The following is a 24,309-nucleotide window of genomic DNA, read 5'->3' on the forward strand; positions in this document are numbered from 1 at the left end:
GCGCCGCCTAAAAGGAGAGGATATGGACAGCGCTTTGAGTTCGCCCGGTCCCCAAAGGGGCCCGCAAGGTGGCATACCCGTCAGCGGGCGGTTCATCACCCGGGGCTATGCGCTGGGCTTCGCTGTGGTGACCAGCCTCTTTCTGATTTGGGCCATTGCCAACAATTTCAACGATATTCTGATCCGGCAATTGCAAAAGGCTCTGGCGCTGAACCGGGCTCAGGCCGGATTTATCCAGTTCGCCTTCTATCTGGGCTATTTCTTTATGGCACTGCCCGCCGGGCTGGTGGCGCGGCGCTTTGGCTATCGCATGGGCATTCTGGTCGGGCTGCTGCTCTATGCCTGCGGGGCGCTGCTGTTCTATCCGGCCTCCTATACGGGGCTCTATGCGCCCTTCCTGATCGCGCTGTTTGTGCTGGCATCGGGCGCGGCCTTTCTGGAGACCAGCGCCAACCCCTGCATCGCCGGTTTCGGCGACCCCAGCCGGGCCTCGCAGCGCTTGAATTTCGCACAGGCTTTCAATGGTCTGGGCGCGGTGATCGCGCCAATTCTGGGCGGCACTTTCATCTTTTCCGGTGTCGAGCGCAGCGCCGCTGACCTTGCGGCCATGAGTGCCGCCAAGCTTTCCGCCTATCGCGCCTTCGAAGCCGCCATGGTGCGCATGCCCTATCTGGTGCTGGCGGGCGTTGTGCTGTTGGTCGCTCTGGCCGTGGCGCTGGTGCGTTTGCCGCGCCTGTCTGCGGCGGAGGATCAACAAGGTGAGGCGCCAGGCCTGCGCTGGGTGTTGCGGCAGCCCGGCCTGCGGCCTGCGGTGGTCGCGCAGTTCTTCTATGTCGGCGCGCAGGTCTGCGTCTGGAGCTTTTTCGTCGATTACGTGAAGGAGATGCAGCCCGAGGTCTCCGAGCGCCATGCCGCCTATCTGCTGTCCTTCAGCCTGTTTCTGTTTATGGTCGGGCGCTTTTCCGGGGCTGCGCTGATGCAGAAGATCGATGCCACCCGCCTGTTGCTGATCTATGCGGTGGCTGGCGCCTTGCTGTGCCTGGCCGCGATGATGGCCTCGGGCGTGCTGGCGGTGGGCGCGCTGGCGCTGACCAGCTTCTTCATGTCGATCATGTTCCCCACGATCTTTGCGCTGGGCATTGCGCGGCTGGGCAGCTTCGCCTCGCTGGGCGCGCCGCTGATCGTGATGGCCATTGTGGGTGGCGCGGTGTTCCCGCCCGCCATGGGGTGGCTGGCGCAGCTTTCCGGATCTTTGCGCTGGGCGATGCTGGTGCCGACGGGCTGCTTTGCGGTGGTGCTGATCTTTGCCCTTGGACAGCGGCGGATGGATTAGCCGGCATGTTGATCGACGCGCATCATCACCTCTGGACCCTTCAGGCGCCGGGCCATATCTGGCCGACGCCCGCCCAGCCAGCCATCCATCGCGATTATGCGATGGAGGATTTCGCGACAGAAACAGCGGGCGCGGTGACCGGCTCGATCCTGGTGCAAGCGCAGCCCTGTGACAGCCATACCGACTGGCTGCTGGAACAGGCCGCGCGCCATGACAGCATTCTGGGCGTGGTCGGCTGGGCGCAGCTTGATGCCGTGGATGCGCCGATGCGGATTGCCCGGCTGGCATTGCATCCCAAGCTGGTCGGTCTGCGCCCGATGTTGCAGGATCTGCCCGAGGACGACTGGATTTTACGCCCCGAGGTCGAGCCCGGGCTTGCCGCAATGGTTGAACACGGGCTGCGTTTCGATGCTTTGATCACGCCGCGCCATCTGCCCGTGTTGGCCGAACTGGCTCTGCGCTGGCCCATGCTGCCCATGGTGATCGATCATGGCGGCAAGCCCGATCTGATCCGGGGCACGCTGGAGGAATGGCGTGCCGGGATGGCACGATTGGCTGCATCTCCTCAGCTCTTCTGCAAGCTTTCCGGCCTGCGCACAGAGCAGGCGCCGGAAAGTCCGCCCGAACAGCTTGAACCCGTTGTCGAGACGTTGCTCGACCTGTTCCCCAACCGCTTGATGTGGGGCAGCGACTGGCCTGTCCTGCATATGAGCGGCGACCGTTATGCGGATTGGCTCAACCTTTCGCGCCGCCTCACACAGGGATTGGATGACACGCAAAGCTCCGCTCTTTTCGGTGCCACAGCCCTGCGTTTTTATGGTCTGGGCTGAGCCTTACCCGGCCCAGCCCATCGTTCTTGAGATCTTCGTGGCCGCCTGAGCCAGAGCCGCCCCTGTTTCTTCGAAATCAAACTGTTGCGATCCGTCGATCAGTCGCAGATAGGGCATGGTCAGCACGGCGGCGAGGGTGCCGTCGAAGCCGAAGACGGGATAGCTGATATCATGCACGCCTTCGGTGCGCAGGCTGGGGCGGCTGGCGCAACCATCCTCGCGGATCTTGGCCAACTGGCTCTGCAGGGCCTTGAGTGTCAGTGATTTTGGGCGCGGCAGATCTTTCAGCAAAGACGCCACAATCTCGGGCGCGCTAAAGGCCAGCAGCACATTGCCCGAGCAACTGGTGATCAGATCGATCGGCGCGCCAAGCCGCATGCCAAAGCCGACCGGGCCGACATTCTCCTGCCGATGCAGCACAAATCCCTGCTGCTGCGACAGCACCACCAGATGCGACGACTGGTAGGTCGCCCGCGCCAGATCATGCATGACCGGCGCGGCGGCATCGATCAGCCCCTGGGCAGGCGTGGCGCGCAGGGCGAATTTCACCACCTCATAGGTGACGCGATAGCGGCTGTCGGCGGTCTGGCTGAGCCAGCGGCGCTGCTCCATCACCATGATCATCCGAAACACTTCGTTGATCGACCGCTTGAGCCGCCGCGCGATCTCATTGGCGGTGAGGCCGTCAGGCTCGGTGGACAGCAGCTCGATGATATCGAGCCCCTTTTCCAGCGCCGGAGCGGAATAAACCATATTGCTGGCTGTCAAAAACGCCTCCCTTGGCTCAAAACGCTAATCTCGTGCGGCGGGTTTTGCAATGCGTTCCGGCCGCTGCGGGAAGGGCGGCCTGGCCTTTGCGACCGCCTGCGACATTATTTCCTGAACGAGGGGCTTGTCGTTATGATACCGGTGTCATACGGTGCACGCAAAGAGACAAGAATCCGGGCATCCGGAAAGAGAGAGGAATTCCCATGGCGCATCCCCGATGGCACGTCGCGACCAAGCTTGCCTGCTCGCGGATCGCGCTGGCCAGTGCTTGTGTGATGGCGGCTGTTGGCGCGCCCGCGCAGGCTCAGGCCCCGGATGGGCTGCTGTTTCGCGCGCCGCTCGACACCGGCTTTGATGCGACCGTTTCGGGCGGTGCTGCCGCGCCCAATTTCCGCAGCGATGTGTCCATCGTCAGCGACGGGGCCATTGGCGGGGCCGGGCGTTGGTCTGATGGCGGCTATGTCGCCTGGAGCGCGCCCGGCAACATCTATGCCGAGCGCGGCACGCTCTCCTTCTTCTGGCGCAGCCATACGCCGGTGGGTGAGGCGCCATTTGTGATCTTCCGCGCCGGTGCGGGCGACCATTCCAGCTGGGACATGGCCTTTCTGCGCCTCGACTGGAACGGCCATGGCTTTGATGCCTTCGTTACGGATGCCAATCTGTCCCGCGTGCGCGTCAGTTGGACCATGCCGACGCCGCCCGCGCCCGATGCGTGGCACCATATCGCCTTCGCCTGGGATGAAACGCAAGGCGTGCGCCTGTTCTGGGACGGCAGGGAGGTGGCCGCGAAGAAACAGGCCGCCGATCTCGATATGGCGCTCGATCAGTTTGGCCTCGCCGGGCGTGTGATCGCACCGCATCAGGTGCAGAGCCGCTACAATTTCATGCGCGGCTCCGATCTCGACGATATTCAGGTCTATGACCATATGCTGGATGGCGATCAGATCGCCCAACTGGCCGCCAAACAGCAACCCGCCCATGGCCCCAGACCTGTCGAGGCGGATATCCGCAAGGCATGGCTCCACCGCTTCGGCTGGGACACGCAGAGCCCGGCTCCGCTGGAGAGCAGGGTCACCACCATCCGCAAGGTCGAATTTGCGGACGCCAAGGATCTGAAGGAGTGGATGTGGAAGGGCGTGGACGGCATTGCCGAAACCACATGGCCCGGCGTCTACAACCGCTCACGCCTGCCGGGGCGTGACGATTATTTCGAGCTGCCCGACTGGAACGTCTATGTCGAGGGCGGCAAGACCTATCAGCTGACGGTGCCCAAGGATGCCGCCTTCAACCGCGTGGAAATTCGCGGGGCCGCCTATGGCGCGCTGGAATGGTCGAGCGATGGCCAGTCCTCATGGAAGAAACTGGCGACGCGCCCTCAAGGCGTGGTCCATTCGCTGACCGATGCGCCGATCACCACGGGCGGCACGCTGCGCTTCACCAATGTGATGCAGGAACAGCCCATTCAGGAGATCTGGGCCTACAACATCCATCCCGGTGAGGTGCCCAAGGGGACGTTCCAGCTTAGTTACACCGTGCGCGCCGATGCCGCATCGGATCTGGGCGCGCTGACGGCCCTGAACGCCCATATCGCGGGCCGCTACCCCGCCAATGAGCGCGCCACGGTGGTCGCTTTGCCGACCAGCGGTGTGAAGGCGGCGGTCGGTGCGGGTGCCGCTGGGGCTTCGGGTAAGGCGCGGCGCAATGCCGATGATCTGCCGCTGGTTCATGTGCTGATCCCTTCCAATTTCGGCGATGCTCCGGCGGATCGCCCGCTGGCCCGCGCCTGGAACTATGGCTGGGAGAATGTGCATGATGGGCTGGATGGCATCGCCCTCGATCTGCCTGCCATGGACGCCAAACCCAATGCGCAAGGGCTGATCCCGCTCGACATTCGCGTGAAGGACCCGATCTGGCCGGACCGCGATATGATCGATGTGCAGGTCTCGGTGCGCCCGGGTGAGGCGCGCACACTCTGGCTCGATCTGCGCGATCGAATCCTGACTGCCGACAGCCTTTATCTCACCATTGCCTCGGCAGCGCCCGATTTTGGGCCGAAGTCGATTGATGGCATGAACGTCCGCATGGTCTTCAAGGATCGCGCGGAAGCGAAAATCGAACATATCGCCGACCGCTTCAATCAGGTGAAGGACAATTGGGCCTTTCTGGTTGAGGAACACACCGCCTCCAAGCGCGCCCGGCTGTACGAACGGCTCTATGGCGACATCACCGATCTGCTGCGCGTCGATCCTGACAATCTGGAAGCCCGCCGCTATTGGGCCGATATCAGCTATTCCGAGGATCAGCTGCCGCCCTTCGTCCAGCCTCAGGCGCCTGCGGGCATGCCGCTCTGGGCCTTCCGCCAGTTGGAGGATCTGAAGCTCACCCGCCAGTTCGTGAACTGGTGGATCGACAACCGTCAGGTGCCCTTCGGCGATTTCGGCGGCGGCATTTCCGACGACACCGATCTGGTCGAGCAATGGCCGGGTCTGGCGCTGATGGGCGTCGATCCCGACAAGATCAATGCTTCGCTGCGGGCGCTGTCCGATGCGGTCTACAAGAATGGCATGATCGTCAACGGCTTGAGCTACATCACCAGCGATGAACTTCACGTCTATGAGGAGGGCATCAATTCCGATGCCGAGCGGCTTTACCTCAACTGGGGCGAGCCCAAGGCGGTCGAGCGCATCATGGCCACGGTCAAGGCGCTGGGCGGGCTGATCCGGGTCAATCCGGCTGGCCATATGCATATTTCGTCGAGCTGGTATGGCGGGCGCAAGATCTATCATGATGAGCCATGGGCATGGCAAAAGCCCTATGGTTTCGTGATCATGCACAGCCCGATCCTGTTGGGCACCTTCAATGCCGATCCCACCGCGCGCGGTCTGGTGACGGGCGTGATCGACGGGTTGCTGGCCCATGGCAAGCAGGGCACCAATGGTCTCTGGACCTTCCCCAACGACATCAGTTTCGACCATGATACGGAGCGGGCAGGCGATGGCGGCGGTGCCTCTGTGCCGATGCAGTCGGCATGGGCAGCGTGGCGCTTTACTGGCGATGACAAATATCTGCGCCCCGTGCTGGCGCGCGTCGGCACCGGCAATTTCGGCGCTCTGGCCGAGCTTAACGAGAATGCCATCACGGCGCTGGGCAAGCGCGCCGACTGGAAGGATGCCGTGCTGAAAAAGGCGAAGGGTGGCGATGATTTCTCCCGCTTCGAGGCATGGAACAGCACCGGCGACCGCGCATGGCTGGAGGCACTCAACGCCCATGGCATCGCCGACAAGAGCCAGCACATGTATATGTACACGCAGGGCCATTGGTGGACCGACCGCGTGGAGGCGCCCAACGAGTTGCTCCAGCGCGAAAGGCTTGGCGGCATCGGTTTGAAGCGTGGCCAGTCCTATCCGGGCAATGCCGTCAGCTGGCGTTTCGCCGATCCCGAGGCGGCGGTGAAGGTTGCCATTCTGGTGCGCGATGCCACGCCCGAGCAGTTCACCGTGGTGGCCTACAACACCACCGCCAGCGAGCAGCGCGCCGATATGGGCACATGGAACGTCACGGCGGGCGCATGGGAGATGACGCAGGGCACCGCTCCCTCGGGCGGGGATGTGGCGCAGGGCGATGTTACCACAAGGCAGGTGGAACTGGAGCGCAGCGGTTCGCTGCCCGTCAGTTTCGCGCCCGGCACCACCACGGTGATGACCTTCCGCCTCAAGCAGAAGGCGGCCACGCAGCCGGAGCATCGTGCGGACCTTGGCATCGGGGTGGATGATGTGGCGCGCAAGGGCAACAGGCTTTCGGTTACCGTGCATAGCCTTGGCTCGGTTGCCGCGCCTGCGGGCAAGGTCACGCTGGAGACGCCCGACGGCAAGGTGTTGGCCACTGCCGCCGTGCCCGCGCTGGACGCGCCGCATGATCTGAAGGCCAAAACGGCAACAGTGACGTTGACCATCCCCGGCGGCGGGCCGACACCATTGCGCGTTCGGGTCTCGACCGGCGCGCCGGAGGTGACCCAGCTCAACAATGTCGTCACGCTTGGGGAGAACCGCTGACCGTCAGCGGGGGCCAGGATCAGGGCTGGTCTGGAAATAGTCGATCACGGTCTCCTCGAAGATGTCCATTAGCGAGGAGGGCCGGGTTCGCGCCGAGGTGACCAGCGCGTAATCATGCGTCAGCGCCGGGGCAAAGGGGCGAGCGATCAGGCGCGGACCCAGATAGGCCTTGGCCAGCAACTCGTTGACGATGGCGATCCCCATGCCCTGTGCGGCCAGCGCGCAGGCGGCGCTGGTGGTATGGCATTCCACCACCACATGCTGCTGCACGCCATGATCGCGGAAGATATCGTCGATCTGGCGGCCATAGGCATTGCCGGCCCCCAGCGCGATCATCGGCATATGCTTGAGCAGCAGGGGTGTGATCACCTCATGCTGGGCCAGCGGGTGATCGACGGGCAGGGCGCAGATGCTCTGGCTGGTGACGACGACGCGGGCGCGCAGATCCTCATGCCCCGCGGGCATGCGCATAAAGGCACAATCGGCCACACGGGTGGCGATCATGGTGCGGGTGGTGGCGATGCTGCGCGAATCCACCGCGATGCGCACCCCCGGCACCCGCGCCGCAAAGGCCGAGATGATCCCCGGCATCACCCCTTCGGCAAAGCTGGGCGGGGCGATGATGCGCAATTCGCCGGTGGCATGGTTGGCGATATCATCGATCAGCGCATGGACGCGCGCCACGCTGGCCAGTGCCAGCTCCACCTCATCGGCCAGCAGCAGGCCCTCCTTGGTGGGGACCAGCCGACCCTTGTCGCGGTAGAACAGCTCGAAACCGATGTCCTGCTCCAGCTGGCCGACGATGCGGCTGATCGCGGGTTGGGAGAGGCCCAGCGCCCGCCCCGCCGCCGTGCCCGATCCGCTGCGCATGATCTCGGCAAAGCCCTGCATCGCGCGAAGGCTGATCTGGCGCGGGCGGTTCAAAAGGGTTCACCCTCGGCGCGGCACCACCGGAAGGATGACGCTGGAAGGATGGCTGGCGCAGAGATGCAGGCGGTTGTGCGCCACCTGAGGCGGGGCATTGGACACGCGCCAGTCGCGGTTCTGGTTGATGTCGAAATGCGGGAAGTTGCTGCCCGCGATATCGATACGGATGCGGTGGCCGCGCAGGAAAAGATTGCTGGTGGGGAAGGCCGTGATCTCGATCTCATGAATATGGCCTGCCTCCAGCGGTTCCGGATTCGCGAAGGAGTTGCGATACCGGGCGCGCAGAATGCCATGGGCAAGGTTCATCGCAAAGCCCTGCGGATGCTCGTCGTTTGACGGATAGAGGTCGATCAGCTTGATTGTCACATCCATATCGGGCGCGTCGGAGCTGATAAACAGCCGAGCGGTAATCTGTCCGGTCAACTCCATATCCTCCTCCAGCGGCGCGGAGACGAAGCTGAGCACATCGGGGCGCTCGCCCAGATCACGACCCGGCTGGGTGGCGCCGAACAGCACTTCCGTTTCGCGCTGGTCATAGGCGCCCGCTGCCATCACCGGCGCGCCGGAGGTGACCGCGCCGCCGATGGTGGGGACCGGGTTGGCGGGATCGGCATCATAGGGCAGGCTGGCGTCTGGTACTTGCGAAGCCTGCGGGGTCAGCGCGCCATCGGCATGGAAGTGCCATGTTTGCGGCACCATGGCGGCAGGTGGCCATTGGCTTTCGTGGCGCCATTGGCCGCCATGGTCCAGCCTGCCATCGGCGTTGCGCTGCCCGCTGCCGCCGCCCATCACGAAGATCGAGACGGGATAGGGCAGGGCGTCAGCGCCTTCGCCTTTCAGATGATGATCGAACCAGTTGCGGCGCAGGGCGACGAAATCCTCCGCCAGATTGGCGTCGAGCGGCGCGGCGGGGCCGAAATCGACATCGCCCGCAAAGCTGACCGAGCGCTGGCCATGCGTCCATGGGCCAAGGATCAGGCGGCAGGGCGCGCGGTCCGGGGTGGAAAGCGCCGTCCAGTTCTCGATCGCGGTGATCGAATAGGGGTCGTACCAGCCCGAGAGATGGACCATCGGCACATTGGCGGTCTGCGGGTAGTAGCCACGCCAATAGATGCCGCGCTGCTGCCAGAAGGGGGAGAAGTCCTCATGCTCCCACTGTTCGACGACGTAATCCTCGTATTCGGGCGCGGCGGTGAGGGGGGAATGCCCCCGGCGCCATGGCATTACCTTGATCCATTCGCGGATGTCCTGCGCGCGCACGGCCTGCGCGACAGCAGGGTCTTGGGCGTCGCCTGCCTCGGTGCCTTGGTTGTAGGCCCATGTCAGCTGCTTCAATTCAAAGGCACCGCCCTGCCTCACGCCATTGTGATAGGCGCTGGAAAAGCCCCCGCAATCGAGGAACATCGCCGCCAGCCCCGGCGGATCGAGCGTGGCCAAAGCCGCCTGCACATGCGCGCAGTAGGACAGGCCCAGCGTGCCGATCTTGCCGTTGCACCATGGCTGCGCCATCAGCCATGCGATGGTGTCGAAGCCATCCTCGGCCTCATTGAGATATTTGGTGAAGCTGCCCTGCGATCCGAAGCGGCCCCGGCAGTCCTGAAGCACATAGGCATAGCCTGCGCTGACAAATTGCGCGGCGATCTCCGGCTTGGCGCGCGGCACGGGATCGAGCAGCGTGCGGTCGCCATGGTTGGTGCCGCGCTTGTCATAGGGGGTGCGCTCCAGCAGCACGGGCACGGGGTTCCCGGCCAGCGCCTCTGGGGGCAGATAGATGTCGGTCGACAGGCAGACGCCGTCGCGCATCGCGACCATCATGGTGCGAAGGGTCGGTTCGGTCATGGACTTGATCCTAATATCCGGTGGCGACAGCCAGCAGCAGCGCGCTCACCGACAGCGCCGTGAACAGCGCGAAAAGCGGAAGCAGATAGCGAAACCAGCCCGAATAGCTGATCTGCGCCGTGGCGAGATAGGCCAGCAGCATCCCCGATGTGGGCGCGAACATATTGACCAGCCCATTGCCCAAAAGGAACGCCAGCACGGTGGTCTGGGCCGAAACGCCGCAGGTGGCCGCGATGGGCACAAGGATGGGAATGCTCAGCGCCGCCTTGGCCGAGGTGGAGGGGATCAGCAGCGTCAGCAGCATTTCCACCCCCATCAGGATCGGGGCGACGGCAAAGGGGCTCATGCCCTGAATATGCAGGGTGACGGCCTCGATGATGGTGTCGAGGATCTGCCCCTCGCGCAGGATCAGGTCGACGCTGCGGCCAAGGCCGACCAGCACGGCGGCCAGCACCATGCGGTGCATGCCCTCGACAAAGACCTCGACCGCGCGGGCGGGCCCCATGCGCGCGATGGCGGCCATCACGGCGCCAGCGGCGATCAGCACCGAGGCCAGCTCCATCTCCTTCCAGCCAAGGCTGACCGAGCCGTAGATCATCGTGCCCAAGGTGATGCCCGCCACCAGCAGAATGCCCAAATGGCGCGGGGAGAGCTTTGCGGCATCCAGAGGCGCGGGCGTGGCGGCCCCCCGCCCGGTACGTAGAACGACCAGCATGGCGATGCCCAGAAACAGCACCCAGATTAAGAGCCGCAGCCACAGTCCGCTGAACACCGGCACACCGGCAATCGGCTGGGCGATTAGCAGCGCAAAGGGATTGGTGACCGAGGCGAGATAGCCCACCTTGGCCGCCAGCGTCACCAGCGCGAAGCCGAACATGGTCGAGCGGCCCATATCGCGGCCCAGCGTCACGATCACCGGGATAAGCAGCAGATATTCGGTGACCATGCCAAGAAAGGTGCTGCCCGCCGATAGCGCCAGCATCAGCAGCGGCACCAGCACCACCGGCCTGCCGCCGCTGATCGCCAGCAGGCGGCGGATACCGGCATCCAGCGCGCCGCTGGTGCGCAGCATGGCGAACATGCCGCCCAGCATCAGCACCATGATCATGATCGGCGCGGTTTTCAGCAGGCCCTGCGGGATCGAGGTGACCAGCGCCACCGGGCTGACGGGATGAGCCACGCCCTTGGGCGTCTCATGCGGCAGCAGCGCAGCGGCGGTGATCGGCTTGGGCAGGGGGCGATAGCTGCCCGCCACCACCGGGGCGTTCTCCTTGTCGGAGGCGCGCTGGTAGAGGCCCGAGGGGATCGCCCAGGTCATGGCGATCGCCACCGCCATCGCCGCCAGCATCATCAGCAGCGGGTCGAGCGACCAGCGGCGCCGGGCCGCGTGAGAGGGGGCGCCGGTGGTGGGCTCCACCGGCGCCCCAGAAACCGGGGGGTGACCTGGTTGGGAAAGGGCAGCCTGTTCCATCACGCTCACATCTTCACCGCAACGCGCAGGTACATATAGCGCCCGCGCGCATCATAGGTGTAGATATCGTAGTTGATCGGCGCATTGGCGTAAGACAGTGGCGGCTGCACATCGAACAAATTGCTGACCCCGAAGCCGATGCGATAGGCGCCGTCACCAATGCTCACGCCGCCCTCCAGATCGGTGTAGATGATCGACTTGGTATGGGCATCCTTCACCGGGTTCACCACATCGGTGGTGGGGCCGATGTAGCGGGCGCGGGCTGTCAGATCGAAGCGGTCCTTCGACCAGCCCAGCGAGGCCTGACCCTTCCAGTGCGGATAGGTGGAACGCGGCTGATCGCCCTTGCCCGCGCGCTCGTCCACGATGGGCGCGCCGCCTGCGGGGTTGGGCGAAACCGTCTGGAAGCTGTGCAGATAAGAGGCATCGACCGTGCCGGTGATCCGCCCGATGCGCGTCGAGCGTTCATAACGCAGTGTGGCGTCCACACCATCGGTGCTGATCGAGTTGAGGTTCTGCGATGTCTGCTGGATGGCGATGATCGCGCCCGAGGTGGGATCGCGCGTCACCAGATTGCAGAACACCCCGCCCTGTGTGGCGCACAGCCCCAGGATCTGCGTCGCCGATTGCGAGGCGATCGCATTGTTCACCACGATCTTGTAGTAATCGACCGTCAGGCTCAGCCCCCGGATCTGATGCGGGGTGAGCGAAATGCCCGCGCTGTAGGTGTTGGCGGTTTCCGGCTTCAGCTGCGTGTTGCCGCTGATGATGCCGGGCAGCAGCGCGCCATTGTAGCCCGACTGGTTGTAGGTGGTGGGCACGCCCGCGCAGCCCGGCAGACCGCTATGCGCCGCCGCGCCGCCGTTGCAGGGATCGATGCCCTGAAAATTGGTGGCCCGCGCGCCCTGATAGAGTTCCAGCAGCGATGGTGCCCGGAAGCCCTGCGAATAGGTGCCGCGCAGCAGAATGTCCTGAATGGGGCGATAGCCAAAGCCCGCCTTCATCGTCACCTTGCTGCCCACCGTTGAATAATCCGAAAAGCGTGAGGCCAGATCCACGTCGAGGCTCTTGCCCAGCGCCCAGTCCTTGAAGACGGGCACGGAAAGCTCGCCATAGACCTCATGCAGATCGTAGCTGCCCATGGTGGGCGTGCGCTGCTGCTGGCTGGTGCGGGTGTAGGCGCTGCTCAGATAGAGCGAGGGGCTGTTGACGTAGGGATCGGGGTGATCCTCGCCACCGTTCTTGCGGAACTCATAGCCCACGGCCAGCTGCAGCGGGCCTGCGGGCAGGTCCAGCAGCGTACCGGTCAGATCGGCGGTGGCGTTGTAGAGGCTGGTGCTGTTGCCCTCATAGCTGTTGTTGCGGATGTAATCGGCCTGAGCGCTGCTCATCGGCCCGAACAGATTGACCGGCGTGCAGCCTGCCGTGTTGGCGCAGGTGGTGGGCGAGCCCAGCGCCAGATAAAGGTGATCGTAATCGAGGAAGTTGAGCGAGGCCGACTTCATCATATCCTTGGAATAGGCGCCGTAGACGCTCCAGTTCCAGCTATGGCCCAGCATATCGAAGCTGCCGGAGAGCCCGGCATCGATGCGCCAGGTGGTCACATCCTGCAGGCTGGTGCGGTTGCCCACCTCGGTCAGCACCTTACGGATGCGCCACGGGCTGTTGGCGGCGAAAGCTAGAGCATTGGCCGCTGGAACCCCATTGGCAGTGCCGAAGGGATTGAAGGCCTGATTGTTGGCAATGGCGAAGCCTTGCACGCTGCCCGATGTGCCGCCGATATCCAGCAGATTGGGCGAGAACAGCTGTTCGGAGGTGCGCTTGTTGTACAGCCCCTCGATTTTCAGCGTGATCCCGTCCGTGATCTCCTGATCGAGGCGGGCATAGAAGCCGTAACGCTTGGAGGGGCCGGTGGAATAGACGCCCTGCGCATCGGTGTTGTAATAGTCGCCGGGCAGGCTGGCGGTGTGGTAGCTGTTGTCGGCCAGCGAACCGGCGCCATAGGTCGATCCGCCGTTGAAGGCGATGGGCGCGGCGCTGCTGGCAAAACCTGCTCCCGTGCCGAAATAGCCATTGTTAGCCAGACCCGGCAGCACATAGAGCCCGTTGGGGCTGGTCCCCGGCGTGGTGACGGGCACCAGCGTGTTGGCGGTGAGCGTCCGCGCCGAGGTCAGGATCGGATAGGACTGGTAATAGCTGCCCGACAGGATGATCGAGCCGCCCTGCCATTTATGCCCCACATTCAGCGTGGTGGAATATTCCGCGCCATCGCCCTTGTCGGTCACGCCCGCCTTGGCGGTGGCCTTCAGCCCGTTGAAGGGCTGGATCGTCTTGATGTTGACCACGCCCGCGATGGCATCCGCGCCATACAGCGCCGATGCGCCGTCCTTCAGCACCTCGATCCCGTCGATCATGCCCGCCGGAATGGTGTTCAAATCGACGAAATCGCGAAAGCCGCGCTGCCCCACGCCATCGACCCAGCGATGCCCGTCGACCAGCACCAGCACGCGGTTGCCGCTGCCTTCCGCTCCGCCCAGATAGCGCAGATTGATCGAGCTGGCCCCGTATGAGGTGCCCTGCGTGCCGTTGGAATTGAGGCTCACCCCCGCCGAGGGCAGCTTCTGCAGCAGGTCGCCCACCGAGGAGGTGCCCGATTTGGCGATCTCATCCGAGGTGATGGTCAGCAGCGGCCCCAGCGAATCCGCATCCTTGCGCCGGATGCGCGATCCGGTGACGACGATGTCTCCGGCCTCGGCAGGCTTGGCGGCTGTGTCTGCGGGCGGCGTGTCCTGCGCCGTTACCCCCTGCGCTGACGCGGTGCCGGATGCCAGCGCCAACATGCTGCCCCCCAGAGCCAGCAGATGCGACAAAGCAATGCGTTTACGCGTGGCGAATGCCATATAAAACCCCCTCAAAACCCGTTGCCAGAGACTTACGGGGGCTGTCACAGCTATGAAACAGGATTAGGTTTTTTCATCTGTCCATGCGCTTTTGATATGGTCGCGCGCGTTTTCCCTAAAGCATGAGGGCCTGTCTTGTCGGCCTGTCCCACTCCGCATTCTGGCGCGAGGGTAACTCCAGCTCTGCTGCCGGAACGGCCTTGCTGAACAGATAGCCCTGAGCCTGATCGCAGCCACCGGCGCGCAGGGCTTCCAATTGCTCCAGAGCTTCCACCCCCTCGGCGGTGGTGACCATATTGAGGTCGCTGGCCATGGACAGCACCGAGCGCACGATCGCCTGGCAATCCTCTCGCGCGGTGAGTTCGGCGATAAAACAGCGGTCGATCTTGATCTTGTCGAAGGGGAAGGAACGCAGATAGTTCAACGAGGAATAGCCGGTGCCGAAATCGTCCAGCGCGATCCGCACCCCCAGCTCGCGCAGCTTGTGAAGCAGGGCCAGCACATCCTGCGTATCCTGCAGCAGCATGGTTTCGGTGATTTCCAGCTCCAGCCGGCCGGGCGCCACGCCGCTGCCCGCCAGCGCCTGCACGATGGTGGGCAGCAGGGCCCGGTCCCTCAGCTGCGCCGGGGAGAGGTTGACCGCCACCGTCATCTGCTCGGGCCAGCCCGAGGCTTCGCTCAGGGCCTCGCGGATCACCCATTGGCCGATTTCGACGATCAGCCCGGTTTCCTCGGCGATGGGAATGAAGTCGTCGGGCGAAATCAGCCCGCGTGTGGGGTGCTGCCAGCGCAGCAGGGCCTCATGGCCCACTGTGCGCCCATCCGTCAGATCGAGCAAAGGCTGATAATGCAGCTGCAATTGCCCGAGGCGGATCGCGGCGCGCAGATCCAGCTCCAGCTCGCGGCGCTCACGCACGCGGGTCTGCATGTCGGGATCGAAGACGGCAAAACCGCGCCGACCCGCCGCCTTGGCGTGATACATGGCGACATCGGCGGCACGCAGCAGATCGCCTGCGTTCAGGGCATCGGTGGGCGCCGTGGCGATGCCGATGCTGGCGCCGACATGGGCGATCTGACCGTCGAGATCGATCGGCTGGGCGACAGCGGCCAGAATGCTCTCGGCGATGATCCGGGCGGATTGGGCATCGGCGCCATCGGCCAGCACGACAAATTCGTCACCGCCAAGGCGCGCCACCAGATCGCGCGGGCGCACGGCATGTTCCAGACGGCGGGCGGTTTCGATCAGCACGGCATCGCCCGCGCCATGGCCCAGACCGTCATTGACCTCCTTGAAGAGATCGAGATCGATGTAGAGCAGGGATACGCGTTCCCTGTCACGGCGCCCCGCCAGCACACGCTCCAGATTGGCCTGAAGCAGCGCGCGATTGGCAAGGCCAGTCAGCGCGTCATAATGCGCCAACCAGGTGACGCGCGCCTCGGCCCGGCGCGCCTCGGTGATGTCGGCCACGAAGCCGCGCCAGCCCTGGCAGGCTCCGGCGGCATCGGTGATGGGGCGGCCGCTGATCGACCACCAGCGCTCCTCGTCGCCGATCACCAGCGAGAGGACCTGCGCGCGGAAGGGTTGCCCCGCCTGAAGGTGCCTTGCCAGCGCCTGAGCGGCCTCGCCGGTGAACAGCGCTTCCAGTTCGAGACCGTCCAGCACGCCCGGCTCCAGCCCCAGCGCCGCGCAGAAGCGCGCCGAAGGATGGCGGATCGCGCCGCTGGCATCGAGTTCGTAGAGCCAGTCTGAGCCCTCATCGTCATACTGGTTGAGCAGCAGGCGCACGGTCTCATGCGATTGCGACAGGCGCCTTGTGCGCAGGCGGCGCGTGGCGAACATGTAATAGAGGTTGAACAGCGTCCAGTGCAGGAAGGTGCCGACCACCAGCACGATCACGCCCACCCAAGCCGCCGCAAAACCCTCGGCCAGCACGCAGCCAAGCGTCAGGGCGATGCCTTGCAGCATGGCGAGGCCCAGCGCCAGCCTTGGCAGGGTGGTGGCCGTGATCCCGTCGATCATCATCATGGCGATGGTCAGGGCAATCAGCGCCTCACGCGCGGGCAGGGGGGCGAGCAGGCTCCCCCAGCACACCGCCACGCTCCACCAGAGCGTGCGCAGGGCCATGAGCCAACCGCGACGGGTCAGATTGCGCTGTTCGTCGCTGTTGTGACGGTTCTCGGCCCGCTGGGCGATGATCTGGGCTGCGCTGGCCGCAAGGCAGCCAAGGATGATGCAGGAGGCATAGGCATGGCCCGCCGATGCTCCCAGCAAGCTGAGCAGGATCAGCAGTCGCGTCCATTCCAGCAGCAGGGTGGGAAAGGAGCGCAGGAAATCCGCACGGCAACGGGCGAACCAGGCTTCCTCGCCAGCGGCGATCTCATGCCGGATCAAGGCGTGAAGCGTGATGGGCGCCTCCGCGATCAGCCGATGTTCCTGGCGCCTTTGCCCAAGCATGCCGTCCCCCTGTTCCGTTCGACGTGCTGGATGCCGCCTGATTGCCGGATCTTCCGGCATCGGGAAACAAGCCCCGTTCCGAGAAAGTCCGGAGCCTCTAGCCGGAGATATTTAAGCATGCGTAAATTGCTTGTTTTATGCGGGGATAATTCACTTCACTTTGAGAATATTTATAAGATGAACTATTCAGTTCAGCAGATATGACTTGCAATCATTTCTGATTTTTCGTTGATTTTTAAGATCAATATCGATTGCATGCTGTGAGCACTTCACAAGTTTGCGAAGCCCGCGCTTTGCCTTCGCTCGCTGCTCGATCCGGCCTTTGCCGAACCGTCAAAACCGGCAGGCGTTCGCCTATGGTTTCGGGCCGGGGGCTGTGACAGGATCGCAGCATCAGGCCAACCGTCGAATCGACTGCAGGTGAAGAGGAGAGCCAATGCCCAACAGTTGGGAGCGTGTGCCCATTGACGCGCAGAGCATCGAGGCTCCCCTGTCGCAGGCGGCGATCTTTCTGGTGCTCTGTGTGAGCGATGAGGACAAGGCGATCGGCACGGTGCGGGAGGTGCTGGGCAGCCTTGACGATCTGGTCAAGACCGTTGGTTTCCGTGATCTTTCTGCCAAGCTGTCCTGCATTGCCGGGCTGGGCAGCGATTTGTGGGACCGCCTTGGCGTTTCGGCCAGACCGCATGAACTCAAGCCCTTTGCGGCGATCGAGGGCAAGCCCCACACGGCGCCCGCCACGCCCGGCGATCTGCTCTTTCACATCCGTGCCGAGCGGGTCGACATCTGTTTCGAGTTCGAGCGTATCCTGCTTCAGACTTTGGGCTCGGCGGTGCGCATGGTCGATGAGGTGTCCGGCTTCCGCTATTTCGATGCCAGAGACCTGCTTGGCTTTGTCGATGGCACAGCCAATCCGGCGGGGCAGGACATTGGCGAGGCGGCGCTTGTCGGCGATGAGGACCCGGATTTTGCCGGGGGCAGCTATGTCGTGGTTCAGAAATATCTGCACGATCTTGCCGCATGGAACCGCACCTCCACCGCGCTGCAGGAGGAGATCGTCGGTCGCACGAAAATCGACAACATCGAACTGGATGACGATGCCGCGCCCCGCAAATCGCACAAGACACTGGCAACGATCACCGATGAGCATGGCAATGAGCATGACATCCTGCGTGACAACATGCCTTTCGGGCGCGCCGGTCACGGAGAATTCGGCACCTATTTCATCGGTTACACCCGCCATCTCTGGGTGATCGAGACGATGCTCAAGCGTATGTATATCGGTGATCCGCCCGGGTCTTATGATCGCCTGCTCGATTTTTCGGTGGCGCACACCGGCACCACCTTTTTTGCGCCGTCCCGCTCAACTCTGGCCGCGATCGCTGAGGGGTAGCACGCATGCCTCTCGGTTGGCCGGGCCATGCCTCCCGCCTCTGACGGAGCGGGAAGGCGCGGCTCACTTTGGCTCAGGGGCAAACATCCCCGGAAACACTTGGTGGCGGGGTGCGGCCCCATGTCGTTGGTTCCGGGCCCATTTTGAGGCGCAAGGTTCCGCCCCTGGCGATCTCGCCGTGGCGGAACCAGGCGCGGTCAAGAGGCTGGCCATTGAGCCAGGCCGCCTGCACATAGCGATTGGTGCCCTGCGTTCCGGCGCCCTCGGCGAGAATGCGCAGGGTGTGGCCTCCGCCCAGATCGAGCCTGCTCTCCCCGAAGACCGGTGAGCCGATCAGATAGAGGTCCTGCCCGGCCACCGGGAAGATCCCCAGCATCTGGAAGATCAGCCAGCTGGACATGGCCCCGGAATCGTCATTGGCGGGCAGGCCGCCGTGTCCGTCGAAGAAACCTTTCTCCCGGTAATCGACGATGCGATCCACCGACAGATCCGGGCGGCCGGCCCAGTGATAGAGCATGGGGATGAGAAAGCCCGGCTCATTGGTCATGTCGAAATGCAGATGATCAAAGAGCGTATCGAGGCGATGGATAAAGGCCTCGCGCCCGCCCGACAGCGCGATCAGGCGCGGCACATCCTGCGGAGCATAGAGCGAATAGGTCCAGATATCGCCTTCGTAGAGAAAATCGGGCCACGTACCGCGCTTCACCAGATAGGGCGCGGCCCATGATCCGTCGGGCTGGCGCGGGCGAAGGAAGCCCTTGATGCCCTCCTGCTCCAGATCGGCGTTCCACAGATTGGTCCAATTGCCGGAGCGGGCGAAGGCGGCTTTGGCTGTGACCTTATGGCCCAGACCGCATGCCAGCTCACCGATGGCAAAATCGTCATAGGCATATTCGACGGTGCGTGATCCGGCGCGGGGATAGGTGGTGCTGATATAGCCCTTGGAAAGGTAATCGGGCAGGCCACCGCGCCCTTCCTTCTCGGCATCCTTGGGTTCGACCGAGGCGTTTTTCTCCATGCCTTCCAGCGCAGTGGCATAGTCGATGCCCTTCAGCCCTTTGACGTAAGCATCGGCGAATAGCACATCGGCATTGCTGCCGCCTTGCGTACGGCCATTGCTGTTGCCGCTTCGCCCGTCGGGCAGCCAGCCGTCATGGCGGTAGATGTCGATCAGAGAGCGCAGCAGGTCCCGCTGGCGGTCGGGTGCTATCAGCGTCAGCAGCGGGCCGGAGGTGCGGAACGTGTCCCAGATGGTGTAGTAATCGTCGTAATAGGGCTCTTTGGACTGCCAGAGCGGGTTCTCGCCGCTGTGGTCGCTGGGCATCATCATCACGTGGTAGAGCGCGGTGTAGAACTGGCGCTGTTCTGAGGTCGTGCCGCCGGAGATGGCGATGGGGGAAAGCGCCTTGCGCCACCCCGCCTGCGCGGCCTGCCGCGCGGCATCGAAGGCCGGGGCACCCATGGCATTGGCCCGCGCCTGATCGACGCTGACGAAGGAAATGCCGACGCGGGTATTCACCACCTGTCCCATCTTACGCCCGAAATCGAGCTGCGCGCCGATGGGTTTGTCGCCATCGACCTGCGTATCGGGGCCCGGTTGTAGCGCGCCATTCCAGCCGGAGGCATTCACGGCATCGCGGTCAGTGATCAGCGCGAAATAGACGCGATATTCCGCGCCCATGTTCCAGCCGCCGATGTAGCGGCCCATGCCGGTGATTTCATGGCGGGAGGCGATATGGACCGAACCGCCCAGAAAGCGCTGATCCTCCTTGCCGCCGCGCTTGTTGAGCATCTGGTCAAGGCGCAGGGTGAGAAAGGCGGGCCTGTCGGCGCGGAAGGTGTAGCGGTGCAGGCCCGCGCGCGGCGTGGCGGTCAGTTCGGCGCGCACGTCCGGGCCAGTCAGGGTGGCGGCGTAATAGCCCGGCTGCGCCACCTCATCGCGGCGGGCGCTGGCGATGTCTTCCAGCCCGGCGTGATCGCTGGGCATCAGGCGGATGTTGCCATATTTGCCCGCCGCGCCGCTCAGATGCAGGTGGCTGAAGCCCAGAATGCGCCCCGCGCTGCGATAGCCGAATTTGGAGGGCACGCCATCGAAGCTCTCCATATCCGGCCCGGCCTTGACCATGCCGAAGGGCGTCGTCGCCCCGACAAAGACATTGCCGTACCAGTCCGCACCGATCAGTGGATCGACCTGCGCAACCGGATCGGGCGCAGAGGCCGCAACGGTGGACAGCGCCAGCAGGGCGGGGATCAGGCGCTTCATCGCGCGGCTGGCCACACGATGGGGGCGGCTTGGGCGCTGGCCCAATCGGCATCGCTCGCCTTTTCGACCGGCATGCCAGCACAGCGATCGCCCATACGCATGGGGTTGCACAGGCTGGCGGCATGGTCGGGCAGGGTCACGGTGAAGCCTCCGGCAAAGCGCGGATCGGCCCAGAGGTAGTCGGTGGACACCGCCTGAGCCCCCGAATGCAGCGCCAGATCGCGATGGGCGGTGTCATTGTTGCGGGCCTGCCAGGTGCTGTCATCGGCGCGGGTGCGCACAAGGAAACCGGCCTTCACATCATCGGCGATGCGCTGAGCCTGCTCGACGGGATGGTTGAGCGTGAGATAGGCGGCGGCGGGCGATTGCTCATCGGTGTTGATGAACATCACGCGGCCTTCCAGCGAATGGCGCTTGCCGCGATAGACCGCGACCTTCTCGGGGCTTTCGTCCAGTGCGAACATGATCCGCCCGCGCGCCTTGGCCAAAGTCGGCCAGTTGTCGGCCAGCACGGCCTCGCGCAGGGTGGGGTAATGGCCCTGCACATCGTCCGGCGTCAGCAGTTGCGAAGGGGGCAGCACGGCGCGCGCCTCGGCATCCAGCGCATCGTAAGCGGCTTCGTCATAGTCCAGCAGCGGGGTGCCGCCGGGCACGGTCTTGCCGTCCTTGGCGTTGATCAGGATCATGATCGGCGCATGGCGCGGATGGGCCTTCGACCAGTCCCGCACGATGCCCAGACACGCCTTGAAGGTCAGGCAGCTGGAGCGGAAATCCACATCGGGCACATGCATCACCTTGAAGCCGGGCTGCTGCATCGTGGCGATCCATGCCGGATCGAGCTGGGTCTGGGTCTGCATGGCGATCAGCGGGCGGGCATAGCGGCCGCCCTTGGGATCATAGACCACATCGATCTCGATCTCGCGCGCGCCGGAGTCCAGCTGGGCGGTCAGGCTTTTGTGGGCATAGTCCAGCTCCTGAGCGCCCTTGGGGTTGACGGCGGCGATCAGGCGATAGTCGGCGGGCGGGATGGCGCGCTTGTAGCTGTTATGCGTGCCCACCGTCAGCAGATCGTTGACCTTGAGATGCGCATCCATCCAGCGCTCGGCACAGCCCGGCCCGGCATGGGCAACATCCGCCACATCGAGGTGGCAGGCGGATTGCGCAGGCGCGGCAGAGGCGCTGCCCGCCATCAGAACCATGGCGCCGGACACGAGGAGGGCAGAAGCAGTCAGGCGCATGGCATATCCTTGGAAATTGAGTGTTTCCGGCCCCATAGGACGCGGTTTTGACCGTTTTACGTCACATGAATGGAGCCGACGGGGGGCGACCATCCCCCATCGGCTCCTGCCGCTCTGGAGCATCGTGCAAAAAAGTGGGCACCGGTTTTTTGCAAAAACGATGCGACACCATGCTCCGGCGATCAGAACTTGTAGCTGATCGCTCCGCGGAAGCTGCGCCCGAAGATCGAGCGGGCCAGATAGGTGGCGGCGCCCACTTCGGTGTTGTCGATGGTGCCGGCACGCGGATTGCCCTCGGTCAGGCCCACCGTGTTGGTGAGGTTATCGACATAGAAGTTGAGCATCAGGCGCTTGTTGACGCTGTACTGCGCTTCCAGATCCAGCGTGGTGTAGCTGGGCAGCTTGACCTGATTGGCCACATCCGACCAGCGCTTGCCATAGAAGGACACATCGGTCTGGATGCGCAGTTTCTGGTTCAGCAGATTGACGGCGGGCGAGATGCGCCAGCTGTTCTTTGGCACGCGGATCAGCTGGTGGCCTGAATAGTCGGTCAGCACGCCGCTGCTGTTGGTGTAGATGAAGCGCGAGAATTTCGGGTCCTGCCAGGTATACTGGCCGTGGATGTCGAACCATGTGCGTGGATGCCAGGTGGCCTCGGCCTCCACGCCCCAGGTGTTGGTGTCGCCATAGACGGTCTGGGCGACGAAAGCGGTGCCCACCGTCTTGTAATCGGTGATGGCATAGCTCTTGTAGACCGAGCGGAAGCCGGTGAGATAGGCATTGAAGGTGGGGCGCTGGAACTTCAGGCCCACTTCGGTGAAGTTCATCGTCTGGACGATGGGGTTGTTGTTGGCATTGCTGATGAAGTCACCCACGCTGGGCAGGCGGAAGGTGGAGGTGTAGCGGGCAAAGGCGCCGAAGCTGGGCATGAACTGGTAATTGGCGCCCAGCGTCCAACCCGCATGGTTGAAGGTACGGTTGAAGGGCGTGTAGACCCCGGTGCCCACCAGCACGCTGTTGTCGGCAATGGTGGCCGACTGGTTGAGGTTGGTGGTCTTCGATCCCTCGACCTGACCCTGCACCCAGACCTGCTCCCAGCGGATGCCGCCATCGAGGCGCAGCTTGGGCGTGATCTGCCATTCATCGCTGCCGTACAGCGCCACCGTGTCCGAATGGCCGCGGCCATTGGCATATTCCGCGCCATAGCTGAGGATGCCGTTCTCGGTCAGCGACTGGATCGGCTTGCCATTGGCATCCAGCACATAGACATCGAGCAGGCGGGCCTGGTTCTGCACATCGGTGATCGCCGTGGCCGAGGTAGCCTGATAGGCCTCTGACACATGGGCGTAATAGCCGCCGAAGGCGAAATCATGCTTCTGGCCGAAGAGATACGCGGTCTTCTGGAAGCGCGCATCGTCGACGAACTCCTTCTCGGGCACGGTGAAGGAGCGGATCAGGTCGACCAGCGCCAGACCATTGCCATTGGCGTTGTTCATGTTGACCACGGTGCCCGGCGTGTCGGTGTAGACATAGCCCACGCTCTTCCCGCCCGAGACCGTGGCAGCATAGGGCGAGAGCGCCGAAAGCAGCGAGGAGGCGGTGTAGACAGAATAGGGCGTCACCGCATTGCGGCGCGTCCAGCTGTCGCGATAGCGGGCGTTGTTCTTGAAGGTGAAATCCTTGGCCAGATTGAGCTTCAGCTCGGCGGTAAGCTGGGTCAGCTTGACGGTGGTGCCCACACCATCGTCAAAGCGATAGGTGCTGCCATCGGCTTGGCGGAAGTTGAAATAGCGCGTTTCAGGCCCCGCGATGTTGTCATAGAGCGCGTTGAAGCCGGGCACGCCCTCGGGGTTGCCGTTGCCGTCATTGACGAAGGGGCTGACCATCGAATTGCCGATGCGATCGTCGATCCGCTTGACGCCCAGCATCAGCGAGCCCCAGTTGAAATCGCCCGACAGCGTGCCGCGGATCTGCCCGCCCTTGTCCTGACCGTAGCCGCTGGTGCGGCGGCCATCGGAGATGCGGTAAAAGCCGCCGACGAAATAGCGCCACGGCGTCGCGCCGATCGGGCCGCCCAGCCAGCCGTCGAAACGGTGCGAATTGTAGCTGGAGACCTCATATTTGGCGAAGGCCTCGAAATGGTCGCCGCCCTTGCGGGTGATGAAGTTCACCGTGGCGCCCGGCGCGTTCGACGCGAAGATCGAGGAGGGGCCGCCGCGCACCACTTCGATGCGCTCCACGGTGGAATCCACGCGGAAGGCCTGATCGGCGTTGAGCCAGCCAAGGCCCGCGTCATGCTGGATGGTCAGACCGTCTTCCTGAAGCGCCAGCTGCGAATAGCCGTCGTTCGGGATGCCGCGCACGCGCACATTGCCGCTCGCCTCGCCCGAGGAGCTTTCGATCCAGAAACCGGGGACGTTTTTCAGCGCCTCGCCTACGCCGATGGGGGCCTTGAACTGGATGTCGGCGGCGCTCAGCGTGGAGATGGCATAGCTGGCCTCCACCTTGCGGCGGGCGGTGTTGCCCGCGCGGCCCGTCACGATGATGTCGCTGCTGGCGCCGGGCGTTTCGGCATGGTCTGCCCTGGCCTCTTCCGCCAGCGCCGGTTGCGACAGGGCGAGCATCAGGGCACCGGCGGAAAGCCCGGTCAGGAAATGGCAACGCATGAAACAACCCTCTGTTTTCGAATCTATGCGCCGCCATATGGTAGTCATAAATATCATTTTTGTGACAGTGACGGCGCGATTGGCCGTTTCGGCCACTGGCAAGCGCCGTGGATTCTGGCTAAACGCCGCCGCTGACGGGGAAATCTGGCATTGCAAAAAAAGATAGCGATCGAT

13 protein-coding genes are annotated in these 24,309 nt (G+C 63.8%); 4 read left to right on the forward strand and 9 right to left on the reverse strand.

The window, feature by feature from the left end:
* Window positions 1-22 precede the first annotated feature (22 nt).
* Complete coding sequence (gene fucP / locus HGK27_RS07105; protein WP_206239890.1) at window positions 23-1,333, forward strand: L-fucose:H+ symporter permease; 1,311 nt, start codon at window positions 23-25, stop codon at window positions 1,331-1,333.
* A gap of 5 nt (window positions 1,334-1,338) precedes the next feature.
* The gene (locus HGK27_RS07110; protein ID WP_206239891.1) at window positions 1,339-2,163 is read left to right on the forward strand and encodes an amidohydrolase family protein; all 825 of its coding nucleotides are present in this window, start codon (window positions 1,339-1,341) and stop codon (window positions 2,161-2,163) included.
* A gap of 3 nt (window positions 2,164-2,166) precedes the next feature.
* Here the strand turns inward: HGK27_RS07110 and HGK27_RS07115 are convergent, their stop codons facing one another.
* Window positions 2,167-2,931, reverse strand: coding sequence for an IclR family transcriptional regulator (locus tag HGK27_RS07115; RefSeq protein ID WP_206239892.1), 765 nt, complete (start codon window positions 2,929-2,931; stop codon window positions 2,167-2,169).
* Window positions 2,932-3,134: 203 nt separating this feature from the next.
* Between HGK27_RS07115 and HGK27_RS07120 the strand changes: the two genes are divergently transcribed.
* A complete protein-coding gene (locus HGK27_RS07120) occupies window positions 3,135-6,983 on the forward strand; it encodes a LamG-like jellyroll fold domain-containing protein (protein WP_206239893.1) in 3,849 nt (1,282 codons plus the stop codon).
* A 3-nt stretch (window positions 6,984-6,986) separates the two neighbouring features.
* Here the strand turns inward: HGK27_RS07120 and HGK27_RS07125 are convergent, their stop codons facing one another.
* The 5 genes from HGK27_RS07125 to HGK27_RS07145 form a co-directional block, all read right to left on the reverse strand.
* On the reverse strand, window positions 6,987-7,907 hold the full coding sequence (locus HGK27_RS07125; RefSeq protein WP_206239894.1) for a LysR family transcriptional regulator: 921 nt from the start codon (window positions 7,905-7,907) through the stop codon (window positions 6,987-6,989).
* Window positions 7,908-7,913: 6 nt separating this feature from the next.
* A complete protein-coding gene (locus tag HGK27_RS07130) occupies window positions 7,914-9,749 on the reverse strand; it encodes a CocE/NonD family hydrolase (RefSeq protein ID WP_206239895.1) in 1,836 nt (611 codons plus the stop codon).
* A gap of 10 nt (window positions 9,750-9,759) precedes the next feature.
* Window positions 9,760-11,220, reverse strand: a complete 1,461-nt coding sequence (locus HGK27_RS07135; protein WP_206239896.1) for a YfcC family protein — start codon at window positions 11,218-11,220, stop codon at window positions 9,760-9,762.
* Window positions 11,221-11,225: 5 nt separating this feature from the next.
* Window positions 11,226-14,120 carry a TonB-dependent receptor gene (locus HGK27_RS07140; RefSeq protein WP_206239897.1) on the reverse strand — a complete coding sequence of 965 codons (2,895 nt, stop codon included), beginning with the start codon at window positions 14,118-14,120 and terminating at the stop codon, window positions 11,226-11,228.
* A 115-nt stretch (window positions 14,121-14,235) separates the two neighbouring features.
* A complete protein-coding gene (locus HGK27_RS07145; protein ID WP_206239898.1) occupies window positions 14,236-16,575 on the reverse strand; it encodes a putative bifunctional diguanylate cyclase/phosphodiesterase in 2,340 nt (779 codons plus the stop codon).
* Window positions 16,576-17,011: 436 nt separating this feature from the next.
* Between HGK27_RS07145 and HGK27_RS07150 the strand changes: the two genes are divergently transcribed.
* Complete coding sequence (locus HGK27_RS07150) at window positions 17,012-17,968, forward strand: Dyp-type peroxidase (protein WP_206239899.1); 957 nt, start codon at window positions 17,012-17,014, stop codon at window positions 17,966-17,968.
* Between the two features lie 73 nt (window positions 17,969-18,041).
* On the opposite strand, the gene HGK27_RS07155 is transcribed toward HGK27_RS07150, so the two are convergent.
* From HGK27_RS07155 to HGK27_RS07165, 3 genes are all read right to left on the reverse strand, one after another.
* Window positions 18,042-20,231, reverse strand: a complete 2,190-nt coding sequence (locus HGK27_RS07155) for a GH92 family glycosyl hydrolase (protein ID WP_206239900.1) — start codon at window positions 20,229-20,231, stop codon at window positions 18,042-18,044.
* Window positions 20,228-21,469 (reverse strand): phosphatidylinositol-specific phospholipase C1-like protein, encoded by a 1,242-nt coding sequence (locus tag HGK27_RS07160; protein WP_206239901.1) that lies wholly within the window; start codon window positions 21,467-21,469, stop codon window positions 20,228-20,230. Before HGK27_RS07160 ends, HGK27_RS07155 begins: the two co-directional genes overlap by 4 nt.
* Window positions 21,470-21,651: 182 nt before the next feature.
* Complete coding sequence (locus HGK27_RS07165; protein ID WP_206239902.1) at window positions 21,652-24,135, reverse strand: TonB-dependent receptor; 2,484 nt, start codon at window positions 24,133-24,135, stop codon at window positions 21,652-21,654.
* Between the last annotated feature and the right edge of the window lie 174 nt (window positions 24,136-24,309).

The organism is Novosphingobium terrae, assembly GCF_017163935.1.
GTDB classification, from domain to species: domain Bacteria; phylum Pseudomonadota; class Alphaproteobacteria; order Sphingomonadales; family Sphingomonadaceae; genus Novosphingobium; species Novosphingobium terrae.

Coding starts and splice junctions, on each gene's coding strand:
- HGK27_RS07165 (WP_206239902.1), bottom strand. CDS start 24,135: ATGCGTTGCCATTTCCTGACCGGGCTTTCCGCCGGTGCCCTGATGCTC.
- HGK27_RS07155 (WP_206239900.1), bottom strand. CDS start 20,231: ATGAAGCGCCTGATCCCCGCCCTGCTGGCGCTGTCCACCGTTGCGGCC.
- HGK27_RS07130 (WP_206239895.1), bottom strand. CDS start 9,749: ATGACCGAACCGACCCTTCGCACCATGATGGTCGCGATGCGCGACGGC.
- HGK27_RS07120 (WP_206239893.1), top strand. CDS start 3,135: ATGGCGCATCCCCGATGGCACGTCGCGACCAAGCTTGCCTGCTCGCGG.
- HGK27_RS07135 (WP_206239896.1), bottom strand. CDS start 11,220: ATGGAACAGGCTGCCCTTTCCCAACCAGGTCACCCCCCGGTTTCTGGG.
- HGK27_RS07150 (WP_206239899.1), top strand. CDS start 17,012: ATGCCCAACAGTTGGGAGCGTGTGCCCATTGACGCGCAGAGCATCGAG.
- HGK27_RS07160 (WP_206239901.1), bottom strand. CDS start 21,469: ATGCGCCTGACTGCTTCTGCCCTCCTCGTGTCCGGCGCCATGGTTCTG.
- HGK27_RS07145 (WP_206239898.1), bottom strand. CDS start 16,575: ATGCTTGGGCAAAGGCGCCAGGAACATCGGCTGATCGCGGAGGCGCCC.
- HGK27_RS07110 (WP_206239891.1), top strand. CDS start 1,339: ATGTTGATCGACGCGCATCATCACCTCTGGACCCTTCAGGCGCCGGGC.
- fucP (WP_206239890.1), top strand. CDS start 23: ATGGACAGCGCTTTGAGTTCGCCCGGTCCCCAAAGGGGCCCGCAAGGT.
- HGK27_RS07140 (WP_206239897.1), bottom strand. CDS start 14,120: ATGGCATTCGCCACGCGTAAACGCATTGCTTTGTCGCATCTGCTGGCT.